The following is a 17,088-nucleotide window of genomic DNA, read 5'->3' on the forward strand; positions in this document are numbered from 1 at the left end:
GCGGCCGCGGGGCTGTTCGACATCGGCCAGCGACCTCCAGCGGACGACACCGCTCGGGGCTCGCCCGCAGGCTCGAGAGCACGAAACGGGGGGCGTCGTCGCTCCCTCTCCGCAAGCTCGAAGGAGCGCTCGTGGCCATCACCGTCGGTTGCTTCGCCCTCGTCGACCCCTTCTCGACGCTCGACCACCAGCTCGACCGCATCCGCGACTGGGGGTTCACCACCGCGGACGTCACGGACACCGGAGACGGAGCCGTCCTGGGCAACCACTTCGGCTTCAGCGCGGTCGCCAGCCTGGACGCGAACCCGCACGACCTGCGCCGGCTCTTCGCCGACCGCGGACTGCGCATCACCAGCTTCTGCGCCCACGCGGACCTGCTCGACCCCGCCGCTCCGTGGCGCTACGGCACAGCGGAGGTCATCAAGGCCGTGCGCGCCGCCGCTGCGATCGGTGTGCCGCACGTCGTCACCACCGAGGGAGAGCCGGAGACCGGCTTCGGGCGGGGGCTCACCCGCGAGCAGCGCATCTTCACGGTGCTGGAGAAGCTCCACGAGCCGCTGCGCGTGGCGGAGGACCACGGCGTGAAGGTGCTGCTCGAGCCGCACGGGCCCGTGACCGGGGACCCGACGGCCATGGAGGAGCTGCTCGAGCGCTCCGGCTCTCCGGCCCTCGGTGTCAACCTCGACACCGGCAACAGCTGGCTCGCCGGAGCAGACCCCGTCGAGTACGTCCACCGCTTCGGCGACCGCATCGAGCACGTCCACTGGAAGGACCTCGGACCGGAGTGGGAGGCCCAGCGCGGGGAGGTCTTCGGCTGCGGCATGACGACCACCGCGCTCGGCACCGGCGTGGTCGACGTCGGAGGCGTGTACTCCGCGCTCGCCGCCGCTGGCTTCGACGGCGCCACGACCCTCGAGGTGGCTGGCGACGACGCGGTGCTCGCATCCGCCGCCTACCTCGAGGGCCTGGGGGCCACCCGATGACCACCGAGCGCACGCGCGCCGGCGCCGCGGCCGCCTGGGGCATCGGCCAGGTCGGCCTGGGCAGCATCACGACCGCCCACCGCGAGGGCTACCGGCTCTACGGCCAGCCGGTCGTGGCCGGGTACGACCCCGACCCCGCCGCACGGGCCCGGCTGGCGGCGGACACCCCAGCGGCCGTGGTCCACGGCGACCTCGCGGACCTGCTCGCAGACCCCGCTGTCGGCGTCGTCGACCTGGCCACGCCCCACCACCGATCCACCCGCCTCCCCGTGGTGGAGCAGATCGCGGCGGCCGGCAAGCCCTTCCTCGTGCAGAAGCCGATGGCCATGAGCTACGCCGACGCCCTGGAGCTGGTCGAGGTCGCCGAGGCCGCGGGCGTGACCGGCATGGTCAACCAGAACATGTGCTTCACGCCCTCGGCGATCGCCCTCTCGAGAGCCCTCCTCGACGACCGGGTGGTCGGGGAGCCCAGCTACGCGCAGCTGGTGGCCCAGTACCAGTTCGACCTCCCCGACCACCCGTGGTTCGGCAAGGACGAGCGCTGGTGGACCGCCGGGCTGACCGTGCACCACCTCGGGCTGCTGCAGATGCTCTTCGGCCCGCCTGAGCAGGTGCACGCCATGACCGGTCACGACGTCTCCCAGCCCGGCGTCACCTCGGACGGCTGGGGCCACCTCGCCCTCCGCTACCGCAGCGGCCTCCAGCTGGTGCTCGTCTCCACGGGCACCTACTACGGCACCGAACCGGTCCCGCACGGGAACGAGGCCGTGTGGGTCCAGGGCCCCGAGGGGCTCGTGGACTGGCGCCCCGAGGGTGACGTGGTGGTCTCCACCCGGGTCGGCGGCGGCAGCCAGGTGGAGCGGCGCTCCATCGCCCCGCACGTGCGCGGCACCTGGTTCCCGCACGCGTTCGGCCTGACCATGGCGCACCTGCGGCAGGCGCTGGCCGCCGGCCGCACGCCCCTGTGCTCGGTCCAGGACAACCTCGCGGTGATGGCCGTCCTGGAGGCGACGTACACCTCCGGCCAGCAGCGGCGCGTCGTCGAGGTGGCCGAGGTCATGGGTGACCGCTACGACCCCGCCTACGGCAGCGGCTGGTCCCACGGCTTCTCCGGCTGGGAGCCTCCGCTGCCGGTCACGGCCCCCGAGACCGCCGCGGCCCAGGCCCTCGCATGAGGGCCGGCCTGACGTGGGAGCCGGGTCCGGGGGAGACGGGCGCCCTGGTCGGCCCTTCCGGCCAGCCCCTGGCCACGTTCCACTGGGGCAGCCGCGCCAACCACCCCTACGTCGACGACCTGCGCCCCCTGGCGCACCGCGGCGTGCTGACGGCGCACGCCCCGCACGACCACCGCTGGCACCACGGCCTGTGGTGGTCGTGGAAGTTCGTCGACGACGTCCTGTTCTGGGAGGACCACCCGGGGTACGGGGGCAACCGCACCGGCCTCGGGCGGAGCCTCGTGCGCGAGCACGCCGTGCACGAGGACGACGGGCGGGTCCGCGTGACCGAGCGCCTCGACTGGGTGGTCGACGCCACCGGGGAGGTCCTCCTCTCCGAGCAGCGCGTGGTGACGGCGGGTCTCGACCCGGTGCTGCCGGGGGCGTGGGTGCTCGACTGGGACCAGCGCTGGCGGGCCACCCGCGAGGTGGTGCTGTCCACCACCCCCTGGCCGCAGACCAGCTGGGGCGGGTACGCCGGCCTCAGCTACCGCGCCGCCCGCGCCATGGTGGGCGAGGAGGAGGTCCTCGCCTCCGGAGACCGCCGAGGCGCTGCAGCGGTGCACGGCGAGCGAGCCGCGTGGGCCGCGTACACCGGCCTCGTGGACGGCGCCGAGGTGGACGAGCCCGCCGTCCCCGGCCGCGGTGGGGTGGCGCTGCTGCCCCACCCCGACGACGAGGGGACTCCGCACCCCGTCTACGCCGCGACGGCCACCGACGGCTTCGGCTTCCTCGCCACCGCCCCCCTCATGCACGGCGACCGGACGCTCGCCGCGGACGAGGACCTGCGGCTCCGCACCCGCGTCGTCGTCCTGCCCGGCCGCGCCGATCCCGACGTCCTGGACGCGGCGCTCACCGCCTGGTCCGGGCGGGCCGTCCCCGCCTGAGCGGCCTCCACCGCTCACCCTCCACCAGCACCACCACCCGAGAGGTCGATGATGACTCGCACCAGCCCCCGCCGCGCCGTCCTGGCCGCCGTGCTCGCCCTGCCGCTCGTGCTCGGAGCCTGCTCCGGGTCCTCCGGCGGCAGCGACGACGGCGGCCCGCTCGAGCTGACGGCCCTGGACTACTACACCGACGAGCCCTCGCACAGCGACACCGAGAAGCGCCTCAGCGACTGCGCGGAGCAGGCGGGGGCCACCATCTCCCACTCCAGCGTCCCCTCCAGCCAGTACAACGCCAGGGTCCTGCAGCAGATCTCGGCGAAGACCGTGCCCGACGTCGTCATGGTCAACAACCCGGACCTGCCGCAGTTCGCCTCCACCGGGGCGCTGGCGCCGCTCACGGACCTCGACGTGGACACGAGCCGGTACCTGCCGTCGGTGCTGGAGACGGGCACCTACGACGGCGAGCTGTACGGGCTCGCGCCCAACGTCAACACGCTGGTGCTCTTCTACAACGAGCAGATGCTCGCCGACGCCGGCGTCGCCGTGCCGACCACCTGGCCCGAGCTCGAGGCAGCCGCCGCGAAGCTGACGACGCCGGAGCACCACGGGTTCGCCTACGCCGCGGCCTCCGGCACCGAGGGCACGTGGACCTTCATCCCGTTCCTGTGGGGCAACGGCGGCTCGCAGCTGGAGCTCACCAGCCCGCAGGCGCAGGAGGCCGTCACCTTCTACACCGGCCTGGCGGCCAAGGGCTACGTCTCCACCTCCGCCGTCAACTGGACCCAGGCCGACGCCAAGGACCAGTTCGCCGCCGGCAAGGCCGCGATGATGATCAACGGTCCGTGGCAGATCCCCAGCCTGAACGCGACGCAGGGCCTGCGGTGGGCCAGCACGACCATCCCCGTGCCCGCAGCGGGCGACACCCCGGTCGCCCCGCTCGGCGGTGAGCTCTGGTCCGTCGGACGCAGCACCCCTGAGCGCGAGAAGGCCGCGGCGAGCGTCGTCACCTGCCTCAACGCCCCCCAGACCCAGCTGGCGACCGCGCTGCAGAACAACACCGTGCCCAGCGACTCGGACTCCGCGAAGGAGCTGGCGGCGCAGCAGCCGCAGATGGCGCCGATCGTCGACACGGTCACCACCGCCAAGTCGCTCACCTCCGACTCGGGGCTCAAGTGGCCGGCCGTCGACGCCGCCCTGTCCACCGCGCTGCAGGCGGTCATCAGCGGTCAGTCGAGCGTCCCCGACGCGCTCGCGGCCGCACAGGCCGACGTGGAGGGCCAGTGACCACATCGGCGACGACCGTCCCGAGCAGCGCCCACCGAGCCGGCGCACCAGGTGGGGGTGCCCAGGCCGCCGGCCGGCAGGAGCGCCGCGTCGGCACCGGGGCGAGGCGCCGGTGGGCGATGTGGTGGTTCGTGCTGCCCGCGGCGCTGTACGTGCTGGCCTTCTTCGCGGTGCCGGTGGTCAACAACATCACCACCAGCTTCCGCGAGTACACGACCGCGACCTTCTACACCGGTGAGGCGCCCTTCGTCGGTCTCGCCAACTACGTCGACGTCATCAGCTCGCGGACCTTCGGCCGGACCACCCTCAACACCGCCGTCTTCACGGTGGTGTCGCTGGCGGCGACCTTCGTGATCGGCCTCGCCCTCGCGGTGTTCTTCAACGCGCACTTCCGGTTGAACTCGGTGCTGCGCTCCCTCGTGCTGCTGCCGTGGCTGCTGCCGCTGATCATCTCCTCCGCCGTGTGGCGGCGGATGATGGAGGGCACCTCGGGGGTGCTCAACGAGCTGCTCGGGCTGGTGGGGCTGGGGGCGGTGCCCTGGCTGACCGACCCCGCCGTGGCGCTGTACTCCGTGATCATCGTCAACGTCTGGGTGGGCATCCCGTTCGTCATGGTGATCCTCTACGGAGGGCTGCAGGAGATCCCGCGGGACCTGTACGAGGCGGCCTCCCTGGACGGCGCCACCGGCCTCCGCGCCTTCCGCAGCATCACCTGGCCCCTGCTGCGGCCCGTGGTGGTCATCGTGCTGATGCTCGGCTTCATCTACACGGTCCGCGTGCTCGACATCGTCCTCGCGCTGACCGGCGGCGGCCCCGCTGGAGCGTCGGACACCTACGCCACGCAGGCGTACCAGCTCTCGTTCCGCGACTTCCAGTTCGGCACCGGAGCCGCCCTGAGCAACATCCTCATCGTCGTCACGCTGCTGGTGGCCGCCCTCCAGCTGCGGGCGAACCGCAGAGCGAACGACCTGGCAGGCTGACCGTGACCACACCCACCGCACCCGCGCCCACCTCCGCCCCGGCTGCTGGTCGCGCCCCAGCGACGCCCCGTCCGCGGGCCACCCGGCGAAGAGCGCTGTCGGCGCTGCGCACCGCGTTCGGCGTCGTCGTCGTCGGGGTGCTGCTCTTCCCGGTGTACTGGATGGTCAACACGTCCCTGCAGGGCAGCGAGAACCTGCTGAGCACCCAGTGGTTCCCGCTCCAGGTGGACCTGGGCGGCTACCGCGAGGCGATCAGCTCCCAGCTGGGCAACCTCGGCACCAGCCTGGTGGTCGCCGTGGGGGCGGTGGTGGTCTGCCTGGCCGTGGCGGCGCCCGCCGCCTACGGCCTCTCACGGGCCGCCCTCCCGCTGCCGGGGGGCGCGGTCCTGCTGACGCTGCTCGTGATCACGCAGATGATCCCCGGCATCGTCATCGCCAACGGCCTGTACTCCCTCTACAACGACCTCGGTCTCATCGACTCCTACGTCGGGCTGGTGCTGGCCGACGCGTCCCTGGGGGTGCCGTTCTGCATCCTGCTCATGCGCTCGTTCATGACCAACATCCCGGCGTCCCTCATCGAGGCCGCCAAGATCGACGGTGCCAGCGAGTGGCGCGTCTTCCGGTCGATCGTGCTGCCGCTGAGCCGCAACTCCCTCGTGACCGCGGCCGTGTTCGCGTTCCTCTTCGCGTGGAGCGACTTCCTCTTCGCCCTGACGCTCACGACGGGTCAGCAGGTCGTGCCCATCACCCTGAGCATGTACACCTTCATCGGCGCCCACACGCAGAGCTGGGCGGCCCTCATGGCCACGGCGACCATCGCCAGCATCCCGGCCGCCGCGCTCCTCGTGGTGGCGCAGCGCTACATCGCCGCAGGCGTCACCGGGGGTGCCGTGAAGTGAGCGCCCTGCGGGTCCACGCCCTGGCGGACGGCTACGGCGAGCTGGCCGACCTCGCCACCTCCTTCGTCGCGCAGGACCCGGGCTGGCCCTTCCAGCTGGCCGTCCACGCCGACGGCGGCCTGCTGGCGGACCTCGCGGCCGGCGCGGGGTACGACGACCCGGACCACCGCGCCCTGCACCTGCAGGCCTCCGCCACCAAGGGCGTCGCCGGCGTCTCGCTGGCCCTCGCCCTGCAGGACAGCGGCGCGAGCGCCGACGACGCCGTCTCCCGCTGGTGGCCCGAGTTCGCCGCCGGCGGCAAGGAGCGGGTGACGGTCGCCCAGCTGGCCTCCCACCAGGTCGGACTGCTCGCGGCCCGCGGCCGCCCGTCCCTGGACGACTGGGGACGCAGCGGAGCGGTCGCTGCGGACCTCGCCGCTCAGAGCCCCGCCTGGGCGGCGGGCGCCGGACACGGGTACCACGCCCTGACCGTCGGCCCCCTGGTCGACGAGCTGGTCCACCGGCTGAGCGGGCTGTCCGTCGTGGAGCACCACGAGCAGCGCGTGCGGGCCCCCACCGACATCGACTTCTGGCTGCGACTGCCGGCGGAGCAGCTCCCCCGGCTGCACCCCGTCGAGGTGCCCGGAGGCGGGGGAGGACCGGGCCCGTCTCCGGGGAGCCTGACGGACCTCGCGACCGGTCAGCTCGACGCCATCGGCCCGGGGAACGCGTGGGTGGCCTCGCGGGCGCTGCTGGACGCCGGTGTCGCCTCCGTCTCCGGGGCCGGTTCCGCTCTGGGACTGAGCCAGGTCTACGCCCGGGCGACCGGCGTGGACGGCCGGGCGGCGCTGTTGAGCGCTGACACCACCGCCGAGGTCGCGCGCCTGCGCACGGCCGGCACGGACCTGGTGCTGGGGGTGGAGACCCGCTTCGCCGTCCTCTTCCAGAAGCCTTCGCCGCGCCACGACTTCGGGACCGCCGAGGCCTTCGGGCACGACGGAGCGGGCGGTGCTCTCGGGTTCGCCGACCCGGGCACCGGTGTGGCGTTCGGGTTCACCACGGGGCGGGTGCCGCAGCCTGCTGGCGCGGACCGACGAGCCCTGGCCTTCGCCGCGGTCCTGCGGCGCCTCCGGTGGCGTCGCAGCTGAAGTGGGACGCGCTCGCTCAGGCGGACGTCCTCACCACCCCGTGAGGGGGAGGTGGTGCCACCACCACGCGGGCGTCGGCGCGGGCCACGGCCACGGCGTGCGGCACCGTCAGGCACAGCACCGCGGCCAGGCCCGTGACCAGCACTTGCGCTCCGCCGAGGGTCACGAGCGCCACCAGGCCGACCACCGACACCGCGGTGGGCAGCGCCGCCTGCCGCACGAAGCCGCGCAGCGCCGCGCGGGTGCCGAGGTGGTCGTGCGCGGCGTCGGAGGCCACCATCCGCGCCACCTGGCGCCAGGAGTGCCACAGGCCGAAGTAGACGGCGAAGGCCAGCAGGGGCGTGACCACGGCGCACAGCGCCACGAGCAGCAGCGGCTCCAGCGCCGCGGCAGGTCGGCGCTGCAGCGCAGCGGCCACCACCACCGCGGCCGCGGCCGCGAGCACCACGGGCACCGCCGCGCGCGCCACGGAGGCCACGGCCGCGCCGCGGCCCCCCGACAGCCCGTCGAGGACGGCGGACACCGCACCGCCGTGCAGCCCGAGGGTGAGGACGACGGGTGGACCGCCCAGCGCCACCACCCGGACCGCCCGCAGCACGCGGCCGGGGCCGGGGGTGGCGGAGCCCGTCCACCTGGCGGTGACCGCGTCGGCGGTGCCGAAGTGCACGACCGCCAGCGCCAGCAGCCCCAGCAGGACGGGCAGCGGCGCCACCAGCCAGGCGGTGAACGCCGCCGCGGCGGTGAGCAGGTAGACCGCGGCGGCCGCGGCGCGACGACCGCGGGACCCGGTGGCCCCGGTCTCGGGGCGCACCAGGTCGACGGCGCCGTGGGGCAGTCCCACCAGCAGGCTCACCACCAGCAGCGGGGCGAGCGCCGGGCCGGCCGACAGGCCCGGACCCGCCAGCTGGGGGAGCAGCCGGCCGGGCGGCGTCGCAGCGGCTGCGACGAGCGTGCAGCCCGCCGCGGCCGCCCACGGGACGTGCAGGACGGCGACCCGCCACCTCGCCGCGCGCGGCAGCACCTGGGAGACCGCGGGCGCGTGCGTGAGCGGCGCGGCGCTGGCGGTCGCCGTCCTGGTGGTCATCGGCGGGTCTGGCGGTGGCCGTTCGCGGACGGAGCGCCGGCGCCGGCGCCGACGGGCGCCTCGGCGGAGACCAGTCGCGGCGTGGAGACGAGCTCACCGGAGATCCACACGACCCCGGCCACGGAGTCCGGGGCGGTCGAGGCGACGGCCTCGTCGGCGCCGCCGCCAGCTCGGCGGGCGTCCTCGGCGGTGCGCAGCTTGGCGACCTTGTGGATCAGCACGCCGAAGCCGGCCTTGGCGGCGATGTCGGCGAAGGTGAAGACCAGCTGCTCGGTGGTGCCCCAGGCGCCCGGGTTCGAGCTGGCCCACACCGGGACCAGGTAGGCCAGCGGGTAGGCGCCGAAGACGCTGAAGAGGAGCACGAGCGCGTTGCGGTAGCTGGTGCGGGCCTCGTCGCCGACGGCCGGGGCCGTGGCGCGGTACGCCTGCCAGGCGACGACGTAGAGCACCACGAAGAAGACGGTGCTGATGGCGCCCCAGACCCACAGCGCCGCGGTGGTGCTCCCGCCGCCGGCGCCGTAGACCACACCGAGGTAGCCGGTGGCGATCATGAGGAACGCCGAGGCGATGCCGACGGTCCGCCAGCGCAGGGCCTGCGCCCGCGTGAGGACGGCGACCGCCAGGAGCTCGCACACGAGCATCGGCACGGTGACCGACCAGTCCATGTACCGCAGTTCGGTGACCACGGTGCCGGGGTCGGGCGTGTAGGTGGAGCCGTCAGCCGAGGCGGTGAAGCCCAGCACCCACTCCAGCAGCAGCGCGAGGTAGGCCAGCGAGGCCACCCAGCAGATGGCCGTGCTCGCGACGGCGGCACCGCGGTACTGGCGCGCCACCTCGTTGCGCGTGCTGGCCCCGTAGAGCCCGGTGGCGAAGAGCGCGAAGAGCGCGACGACGAAGCCGTACAGCACCAGGTGGTACTGGGCGGCGGTGTAGGTGGTGGTGGCGGTGAACTCGGCGGAGGTGAGCACGGTCTGCCCCTCGGTGGTCGGGCGGCCCGCGTCTCTGGAGCCGTTCGGTGCAGCAGGGCAACTTTTGCGATGTGCAAAGGTCTCCGCAACTCGAGGTCGAGGGCTGCCAGCCGGCCGTCAGCAGGGCGTCATCCGCGCAGGCCGGGATGGCACAGTGCGGTGGTGGACGACGACGACGAGCGGATCCTCGGGGCTGCCGCGGGCCGGGTCGTCGACCTCGTCACCGCCGCCGCAGCCGAGCTCGACGCAGGTCTGACCCCGCCCCAGCTGCGCGTGGTGGCCGTGCTGCACGAGCAGGGGCCGAGCAGCGTCTCCACCGTCGCCGCGGCCACGCGCTCGTCGGTCTCGACCGCCTCGCGCACGGCCGACCGCCTCTCCGCCCTGGGCCTGCTGGAGCGCGTCGAGGCCCCGGATGACCGCCGGGAGGTGCTGCTGCGGCTCACGCGCCGCGGCAGGTCGACGGCGCAGGAGTGGGTGCAGCGGCGCTCCGACGCCGTCGCCGGCGCCCTGCAGGCGTGGCCGCCCGAGCACCGGGCGGCGCTGGTCGGCCTGCTGAGGAGCGACCCGGCCGTGCCGGCCGTGCCGGCCGTGCTGCCGGGCGGTGCGGGTGGACCCGTCGCGCCCGCTGCGCTGCGCTCGGCGATGCTCGAGGCGGTGCACGCCGCCGAGCCCCACCGGGCGCTCGCGGCGCTGTGTGCGGCCGCCGCGGCCGCCCTGGGGGCGAGGGCAGCGCAGCTGCTGCTGCTCAGCCGCTCCGGCTCCGAGCTGCTGCCGGCCCCGCCCGCCGGGACCGGCCCCCTCGACGGGCTGCCCACGGCACCCGTGCCTGTCGACAGCGGCTCCCGCGCGGCGGAGGCGCTGCGCGGCAGCACCCCGCTGCTGGAGCACGACGGGCGGCGTCGCCTCGCGCACGCGCCGGTCCTCGGGCGGCGGGAGGTGGTCGGCGTCCTCACCGCGGTGCTGCCCGGCCGCCCGGGCGGGGCGGACGGCGCCCAGAGGGCCGACGGCGGAGACGGCGAGGACGGTGAGGACGCCGCCCTGCTCGACGCGGTGCGGGTGTGCGCGGACGCGGTGGCCCTGCTGCTCCCGGCGGCCAGCGCGGGCGACCGCCGCCTGGAGCAGAGCCGTCGCGACCACGAGTGGACCGTCTCGGCCGAGGTGCAGGACCGCCAGCTCGGGCCCAGCCGCCTGGCGACGCCGGCCGTGGTGGCGGCAGCGCAGCTGCAGCCGGCGTGGTCGGTCTGCACCGACGCGCACGACCTCGACGTCGTCGCCACCGGGGCCGACGCCGGCGCCGTCGACGCCGTGCTGCTGGACTGCCGCTCGGGCCGGCGCACCGCGCCGCTGGCCGCGGCGGTGGCGCTCGCGGCGCTGCGCCACGCGCGCGGGCTCGGACGGGACCTCTCCCGCGCGGCGTCCCTGGCCGACGAGGCGGTCTTCGACGCCTTCGGCGGCGCGGCGGCCGTCGACCTGGTGCTCGTGCGCGTCGCGAGGGACGGGGGCTCCGCGGTGGTGCTGGCCACCGAGCTCTTCACCGCGCACCGGCTCCGGGACGGTGTGGTCGAGGAGCTGCCGCTCGCGGTGCACGAGGCGGCGGGTGGCACGGGCGGCGCCCAGTACGTCGAGCATCCCCTCGACCTCCGGGAGGGTGACCGCCTGGTGCTGGTCGGGGACGGCGCAGGCCGCCGGACCGCTGCCGGGGGCGGGACCGCCGAGGACGCGTCTGCGGTGGAGGGCCTGCTGCTGGAGACCGCCGCAGCCGCCCCCCACGAGGTGGTCCGGCGGCTGGCCCTGGCGCCCGCGTCCCACGACCCCGAGCCCCAGGAGGACGCCACCGCGGTCTGCCTCGACCTGCTCGGTGACGGCGGGGAGGTTGCGGTCCTGCAACGATGACCGCCGCATCGTGCCTGGTCACAGACGGGTGACCTCCCAGGCGGGTGGCGACCGACCGGCGGCGCAGGGCCCTGGCGGCTAGCGTCGCCGGGTGATCGAAGCTCCCGGCACCGCGCAGGACAGCCCACCGAGCACGCCTCCCGCACCGCCCCCGGCGGTAGGACGCGACCTCTCCGGGAAGCGCGTCGTCCGGTGGGTCTTCTGGCCGGCGGCCGCCGTCGTCGTGGGGCTGAGCGTCTTCGCGATGGTCCTCCCCGACAGCGCGAACACCTTCTTCGGCGCCGCCTCCTCCGCCGTCGTCGCCACCTTCAGCTGGTACTACGTGCTCATCGCCGCCTTCTTCGTGGCGTTCGCGCTGGCCATGGGCTTCAGCCGCTTCGGCGACATCAAGCTGGGGCGCGACGAGGAGGAGCCCGAGTTCTCGGCCCTCGCGTGGTTCGCCCTGCTCTTCGCCGCCGGCATGGGCATCGGGCTGGTCTTCTACGGCGCCAGCGAGCCCCTCAGCCACTACGTCGACCCGCCGCCGGGCAGCACGGCCACCACCGGTCCGCAGCAGGCCCTGGCCGCCCTCTCCCAGACCTACCTGCACTGGGGCCTGCACGCCTGGGCCATCTACGTGGTGGTCGGCCTGGCGCTGGCGTACGCCATCCACCGACGCGGCCGGCCGATCTCGCTGCGCTACGCGCTGGAGCCGCTCCTCGGCCGTCGGATCCACGGGGGCTGGGGCAACGCCATCGACGCCCTCGCGCTGATCGGCACCGTGTTCGGCGTGGCCACCTCCCTCGGCCTGGGCGTGCTGCAGATCGGCAGCGGTCTGGAGGTCGTGGGGCTGCCGGAGCTCGGGGCCTGGGCCAACGTCGGCATCATCGCCGTGATCACCGTCTTCGTGCTCGCCTCGGTGCTGTCCGGGGTCACCAAGGGCATGAAGTGGCTCTCCACCGCCAACCTGCTGCTCGCCGCCGCGCTGCTGGTGTTCGTCCTCTTCGCAGGTCCCACCGTGACCGTGCTCCGCGAGATGGTGCAGTCCCTGGGCGCCTACCTCCAGGGCTTCGTCGGGCTGGCCTTCAGCGTCAGCGCGCTCCAGGGCCCCGAGGGGGAGGCCTTCCAGGGCGGCTGGACCTCCTTCTACTGGGGCTGGTGGATGTCGTGGGCGCCCTTCGTGGGCGTCTTCATCGCCCGCGTCAGCCGAGGCCGTACCGTCCGCGAGTTCGTCCTGGGCGTGCTGCTGGTCCCCACGCTGCTGACGGTCGCCTGGTTCTCCGTCATCGGCGGCACCGCGGTGGTCCGCGAGCTGCGAGAGCCCGGGTCGATGCTCACGCCCGAGGGGACCGTGGACCTGCAGGGTGCGCTCTTCCAGCTCTTCGAGGCCCTGCCGGGCGCCCCGGTGCTCGTGGTGGGCGCGATCCTGCTCATCGTCGTCTTCTTCGTCACCTCCGCCGACTCCGGCGCGCTGGTCATGGGCATGATCGCCACCGGCGGGTCGGCCGAGCCGGCGCGCTGGGTGCGCGTGTTCTTCACCCTGGCCACCGCCGTCCTCGCGAGCGCGCTGCTGGTCGCGGGCGGCTCGGACGGGCTGACCGCGCTGCAGAGCGCGGCGATCATGGTGGCGCTGCCGTTCAGCGTGGTGATGCTGCTCATGTGCTGGGCCACCGTCATCGCCTTCCGCCGCGAGCGGCGCCTGTACGACAGGGCGCAGCGCGGCCAGCTGCTGGCGCAGATCGGCGACCACTACGGCCTGGAGGTCGAGGGGCCCAACGAGGGCGGCTGGGGCACTCCCCGGTGGACGCGCCGCCGTGCGCCGCGCCCGCCGCGCGGCACCCGCGCCGCGTCGGACGCTCCGGACCAGCGAGACTGAGCCGGGGCCCCGCGCTTCCGGCGGACCCTCCCCGTGCCACGGCGGGCCGGGGTGCGCGGGGCGCTCCCCGGCCCCTAGCGTCGCCGGGTGACCTCCCGCCCGGTCGAGCGCCGAGGTGGCCGCGCGGCGCCGGTCGCGCGCGGCTCCCACGCCGCCGACCCGCCTCCTGCGGACCCCCGCGGTCGCCGCCGGCAGCTGCTGGCGCGCCTCGGCGAGCAGATGAGCGGCAGCGCCCCCGTCAGCCCGGTCGGACGGCGGGCCCAGCGGGCCCGGCTCGTCGAGCAGCAGGTGCGCGAGGTCCTCGAGGTGTCCGTGCGTTTCGGGGAGGCGATGCTCTCCCTCGGCGCCACGGCCTCCGCCTCCGTGGAGGTGATCCGCCGCACCTGCGCCGCGTTCGGGCTCGAGTGCCAGGTGGACATCACCTTCACCGCCATCCTCGTGGCCCACGACGGCGCCGACGCCGGCACCGTCAGCGTGCTGCGGGTGGTGCAGAGCCGCGCCGCCGACTACCACCGCCTGTCCCGGCTGGCGGCCCTCGCGCACGACGTGCAGGCAGACCCCGGTACGCCGGTGGGAGACGCTGCGGACGACCCCGACGCCCGCGAGGCGGTGCACCAGCGCCTGGAGCGCGTGCACGCCCGCCTCGACGAGGTGCTCGGCGCCCCGCACCGCTACCGTCCCGCGCTGGTCACCGCGTCGCTGGCGCTGATGGCCGCGAGCGTGGCGGTGCTGCTCGGCGGTGGCGTGCCCGTGGTGCTGCTCTCGGCCGCCACCACCGCCGCCGTCGACCTCGTGCTGCGCCGCCTGGGCAGCTGGGGGCTGCCGTCGTTCTTCCTGCAGGCGGCGGGCGCCGCGATGGCCACCACCGTGGCGGTGGCGCTGCTGGCGCTGCCCGGCCTGCCGGTGGAGCTGCAGGCGCTGCCACCGTCGCTGGTGGTGGCCTCCGGGATCATCGCGCTGCTGGCGGGGCTGTCGCTGGTGGGCGCCGCCGACGACGCCATCAACGGCTTCCTCGTCACCGCCAGCGGCCGCCTGCTCGAGGTGCTGCTGCTGACGCTCGGCCTGGTGGTCGGCATCGGCGGGGTGCTCGACGTGGCCAACCGCCTGGGCGTGCAGCTGGTCATCTCCGACACCTCCGCCGCCCCGTGGCCGCTCGCGGTGCAGGTGGTGGCCGCGGCCGCGGCGTCGGGTGCGTGGGCGGCGTCGTCGTTCGCCGGACCGCGCGCCGCCGCCCAGGCGGCGGCGTGGGGCGCGCTCGGCTACGTGGTCTCGGCGCTGCTCGTCGGGGCGGGGGCTGCGGCGGCGGTGGGCGCGGCGCTGGCCGCGCTCGTGGTCGGGTACGGGGCGGAGTCGCTGGCGCTGCGCACCCGCGTCCCCGCCGCGGTCACCGCGACCTGCGCGATCGTGCCGCTGCTGCCGGGCCTGACCATCTACCAGGGGCTGTTCGCGATGATCAGCGGCGCTCCTCCCGGCACGGGTGGCGGGCTGCTGCTGCGGGCCGCCATGATCGGCATCGGGCTGGCCGCTGGCACCACGCTGGGCACCACCCTGGCCGACCGCGCCCGCGCCGCGCGCCGGCGCCGCCCCGCGGACGCCGCCGCCCCCGGCGCCGGCTGAGCCCGTCAGCCGGTCAACCGTCCGAGCCGCCCGTCCAGCTGAACAGGGCCCCGAGCACCTCAAGCACACCGACCAGAAGCCCCAGCACCCCCGACACCGGGCCGGTCGTGGCGTCCGGGTCGAGCGAGCGCGCGTCGCTGCGCGACTCCCACGTGCTGGCCGCCCGCTGAGGACGACGACGACGGCTCCGGCCGCCGCCGCGTCCGGGCTGCGCCTGCGCGGGCTGGACAGCGGGCTTCGTCGTCGTCATAAGTGACCTCCGGGGCCGTCGGATCCGGCGGAGCACCTGCCCCGCCTCCGGCCACGGTGGTCCGCGCCGCTTGCAGCGGGCTTGCGGGGGCCAGCGCCGTGCGGATGCCCCGCCGACCGAGGGCGAGCACGATGTCTGCATGGCGGGGGACGCGACGACGGGCGCCGGGAGCGGCGCGCAGGCCGAGGGACCGCGGGTGCTCGCCGCCGCGGAGTGCTGGGCGCTGCTCGGCGCCCGTTCGGTGGGAAGGATCGGCGTGGTGGTGAGCGGGTACCCGGTGGTGGTGCCGCTGAACTACGCCGTCGACCACGGCAACCTCGTGGTGCGGACCGGTGGGGGAGAGGTCCACGCCGCCGCCCAGCACGCCAACGTCACGTTCCAGGTGGACGAGCTCGACGAGCGCGGCCACGGCGGGTGGAGCGTGCTGGTGCGGGCGCTCGCCGAGGAGGTCGGAGAGGACCACACCGCCGACGTGGTCCGCCGCACCCTCGAGAGCGGGGTGCAGCCGTGGGCGCCGGGGGAGCGCGACCACTGGCTGCGGCTCGTCGTGCACGGCGTCACCGGCCGGCAGGTGGTGCCGACGCAGCTCGACGACGGCGGGACCGCAGGCTACCTGTAGCCGGTTCCGCGGCCGCCGTGGTGGAGAACAGGGTCACAGGAGGGCAGTTCCTGACCCTGTTCTCCGCCACGGCGAAGCGGGCGGGGGTCAGTGGGCGGCGTGGCCCATCTCGACGGCCTCCGCGTCCACCGGGTCGAGCCGCCACGGGCGCACCACGACCAGCAGCACCGCCGTCGCGGCGAGCGCGGAGCCGAGGATGACCACCGCCATGGCGGTCGCGTCGTTGCCGAGCACCCCCACCAGCGGGGAGACGAGCGCCCCGACCCCGAACTGCACCGCCCCCAGCAGCGCCGCGGCCGAGCCGGCGGCCTCGCCGTGGCGCGACAGCGCCAGCGCCGGCGCGTTGGGCAGCGCCAGGCCCCCGGCGAACAGCACCGCCCACAGCGGCAGCGCCACGCCCCAGATGCCCCCGAGCCCCGAGGTGGCCAGCAGGACCAGCACGACGGCGGCGCCGAGCGCGGCCAGGTTGCCGCCCAGCAGCACCTGCGCCGGCTCGAAGCGGCGCAGGAACACCGGGTTGAGCTGCGTGGCGCCGATCAGCCAGACCGCCCCCGCGCCGAACAGGAAGGCGAACTGCTGCTGGTCCAGCCCGAACTGCTCCTGGTAGACGAACGACGCGCCCGACACGTAGCTGAACAGGCTCGCCATCGTCAGGCCCGCCACCCCGACCAGGCCCAGGTAGGCCCGGTCGTGCAGGAGCGCCCCGAACGTCCTCACCGTCGACCGGACCCGCAGCGGCTGGCGGCGCTCGCGGGGAAGCGTCTCGCGCAGCGCCAGCGAGCCCAGCACCAGCAGCGCGACGCCGTACACGGCCAGCACGGCGAACACCCCGCGCCAGGACGTGACGCCCAGCACCAGGCCGCCGATGGTCGGCGCGAGCACCGGCGCCGCCCCGATGACGAGGAACAGGCGGGACAGCATCGTGGCGGCGGCGCGCCCGGACAGGCTGTCGCGGACCACGGCCAGGGCGATGACCGCGCCCGCGGACGTGCCGACGCCCTGCAGCACCCGCAGCACCCCGAGGGTGGCGATGTCGGGGGCGAAGAGGATGAGCACCGAGCTGACCACGTGCAGCGCCGTGCCGGCGAGCAGCGGGCCCTTGCGGCCCAGGGCGTCTGAGAGCGGCCCGAGGACCAGCTGGCCGAGGGCCAGGCCCACGAGCGTGCCGGTCAGCGTCAGCTGCACCGCCGCCTCGGTGGTCTGCAGCTCCGCGGTGATGGTCGGCAGCGCGGGCAGGTACATGTCGATGGTCAGCGGGCCGATGGCCACGAACGCGCCGAGGACGAGCACCGTGCCGAGCAGGCTGCGCTGGGTGGGGGGCGCGCTCGTCGTCGTCGCTCCACCGGGCGCGGCGGGGGCGGTCGTGGGCGCGGAGCGGTCCTCGCGCAGCGTCATCGTGGTCCTTCCGGTGACCGGGGCAGTGCGGTG

The 17,088-nt window shown here is 75.1% G+C and carries 15 protein-coding genes; 11 read left to right on the forward strand and 4 right to left on the reverse strand.

The genetic code is table 11. The features are described 5' to 3' along the window. The first annotated feature begins 131 nt into the window (after positions 1–131). From FMM08_RS01975 to FMM08_RS02005, 7 genes are read left to right on the forward strand one after another with little or no spacing between them, the layout of a single operon-like run. On the forward strand, positions 132–983 hold the full coding sequence (locus FMM08_RS01975; RefSeq protein ID WP_222710288.1) for a sugar phosphate isomerase/epimerase family protein: 852 nt from the start codon (positions 132–134) through the stop codon (positions 981–983). After that, positions 980–2,158 (forward strand): Gfo/Idh/MocA family protein, encoded by a 1,179-nt coding sequence (locus tag FMM08_RS01980; protein ID WP_147924625.1) that lies wholly within the window; start codon positions 980–982, stop codon positions 2,156–2,158. The genes FMM08_RS01975 and FMM08_RS01980 overlap by 4 nt, the downstream gene beginning before the upstream one ends. Continuing rightward, complete coding sequence (locus FMM08_RS01985) at positions 2,155–3,084, forward strand: DUF6807 family protein (RefSeq protein ID WP_147924626.1); 930 nt, start codon at positions 2,155–2,157, stop codon at positions 3,082–3,084. The genes FMM08_RS01980 and FMM08_RS01985 overlap by 4 nt, the downstream gene beginning before the upstream one ends. Before the next feature lie 51 nt (positions 3,085–3,135). Beyond that, positions 3,136–4,368, forward strand: coding sequence for a sugar ABC transporter substrate-binding protein (locus FMM08_RS01990; RefSeq protein WP_187279469.1), 1,233 nt, complete (start codon positions 3,136–3,138; stop codon positions 4,366–4,368). Next, positions 4,365–5,348: a carbohydrate ABC transporter permease gene (locus FMM08_RS01995; protein WP_222710289.1), complete on the forward strand. Its 984-nt coding sequence runs from the start codon at positions 4,365–4,367 to the stop codon at positions 5,346–5,348. Before FMM08_RS01990 ends, FMM08_RS01995 begins: the two co-directional genes overlap by 4 nt. Continuing rightward, entirely contained in the window at positions 5,345–6,247 is a 903-nt protein-coding gene (locus FMM08_RS02000) for a carbohydrate ABC transporter permease (RefSeq protein ID WP_147924876.1), read from the forward strand. The genes FMM08_RS01995 and FMM08_RS02000 overlap by 4 nt, the downstream gene beginning before the upstream one ends. Continuing rightward, positions 6,244–7,374 carry a serine hydrolase domain-containing protein gene (locus FMM08_RS02005; protein ID WP_187279470.1) on the forward strand — a complete coding sequence of 377 codons (1,131 nt, stop codon included), beginning with the start codon at positions 6,244–6,246 and terminating at the stop codon, positions 7,372–7,374. The genes FMM08_RS02000 and FMM08_RS02005 overlap by 4 nt, the downstream gene beginning before the upstream one ends. Before the next feature lie 16 nt (positions 7,375–7,390). On the opposite strand, the gene FMM08_RS02010 is transcribed toward FMM08_RS02005, so the two are convergent. Both FMM08_RS02010 and FMM08_RS02015 read right to left on the reverse strand, forming a co-directional pair. Then, positions 7,391–8,458, reverse strand: coding sequence for a beta-carotene 15,15'-dioxygenase, Brp/Blh family (locus FMM08_RS02010; protein ID WP_147924629.1), 1,068 nt, complete (start codon positions 8,456–8,458; stop codon positions 7,391–7,393). Continuing rightward, positions 8,455–9,426 (reverse strand): bacteriorhodopsin, encoded by a 972-nt coding sequence (locus tag FMM08_RS02015; protein ID WP_147924630.1) that lies wholly within the window; start codon positions 9,424–9,426, stop codon positions 8,455–8,457. Before FMM08_RS02015 ends, FMM08_RS02010 begins: the two co-directional genes overlap by 4 nt. A 162-nt stretch (positions 9,427–9,588) precedes the next feature. On the opposite strand from FMM08_RS02015, the gene FMM08_RS02020 reads away from it, so the two are divergent. From FMM08_RS02020 to FMM08_RS02030, 3 genes are all read left to right on the forward strand, one after another. Continuing rightward, positions 9,589–11,319: a MarR family transcriptional regulator gene (locus FMM08_RS02020; RefSeq protein WP_187279471.1), complete on the forward strand. Its 1,731-nt coding sequence runs from the start codon at positions 9,589–9,591 to the stop codon at positions 11,317–11,319. A gap of 244 nt (positions 11,320–11,563) precedes the next feature. After that, the gene (locus FMM08_RS02025) at positions 11,564–13,174 is read left to right on the forward strand and encodes a BCCT family transporter (protein WP_439653542.1); all 1,611 of its coding nucleotides are present in this window, start codon (positions 11,564–11,566) and stop codon (positions 13,172–13,174) included. Positions 13,175–13,261: 87 nt separating this feature from the next. After that, the gene (locus FMM08_RS02030; protein WP_147924632.1) at positions 13,262–14,791 is read left to right on the forward strand and encodes a threonine/serine exporter family protein; all 1,530 of its coding nucleotides are present in this window, start codon (positions 13,262–13,264) and stop codon (positions 14,789–14,791) included. A gap of 13 nt (positions 14,792–14,804) precedes the next feature. On the opposite strand, the gene FMM08_RS02035 is transcribed toward FMM08_RS02030, so the two are convergent. Continuing rightward, positions 14,805–15,041 (reverse strand): hypothetical protein, encoded by a 237-nt coding sequence (locus FMM08_RS02035; RefSeq protein ID WP_147924633.1) that lies wholly within the window; start codon positions 15,039–15,041, stop codon positions 14,805–14,807. A 139-nt stretch (positions 15,042–15,180) separates the two neighbouring features. Between FMM08_RS02035 and FMM08_RS02040 the strand changes: the two genes are divergently transcribed. Next, positions 15,181–15,660 (forward strand): pyridoxamine 5'-phosphate oxidase family protein, encoded by a 480-nt coding sequence (locus tag FMM08_RS02040; protein ID WP_147924634.1) that lies wholly within the window; start codon positions 15,181–15,183, stop codon positions 15,658–15,660. Positions 15,661–15,747: 87 nt separating this feature from the next. Here the strand turns inward: FMM08_RS02040 and FMM08_RS02045 are convergent, their stop codons facing one another. Continuing rightward, on the reverse strand, positions 15,748–17,055 hold the full coding sequence (locus tag FMM08_RS02045) for a multidrug effflux MFS transporter (RefSeq protein WP_147924635.1): 1,308 nt from the start codon (positions 17,053–17,055) through the stop codon (positions 15,748–15,750). Positions 17,056–17,088: the final 33 nt, after the last annotated feature.

The sequence above is a fragment of the Quadrisphaera setariae genome (assembly GCF_008041935.1).
Classification (GTDB): domain Bacteria; phylum Actinomycetota; class Actinomycetes; order Actinomycetales; family Quadrisphaeraceae; genus Quadrisphaera; species Quadrisphaera setariae.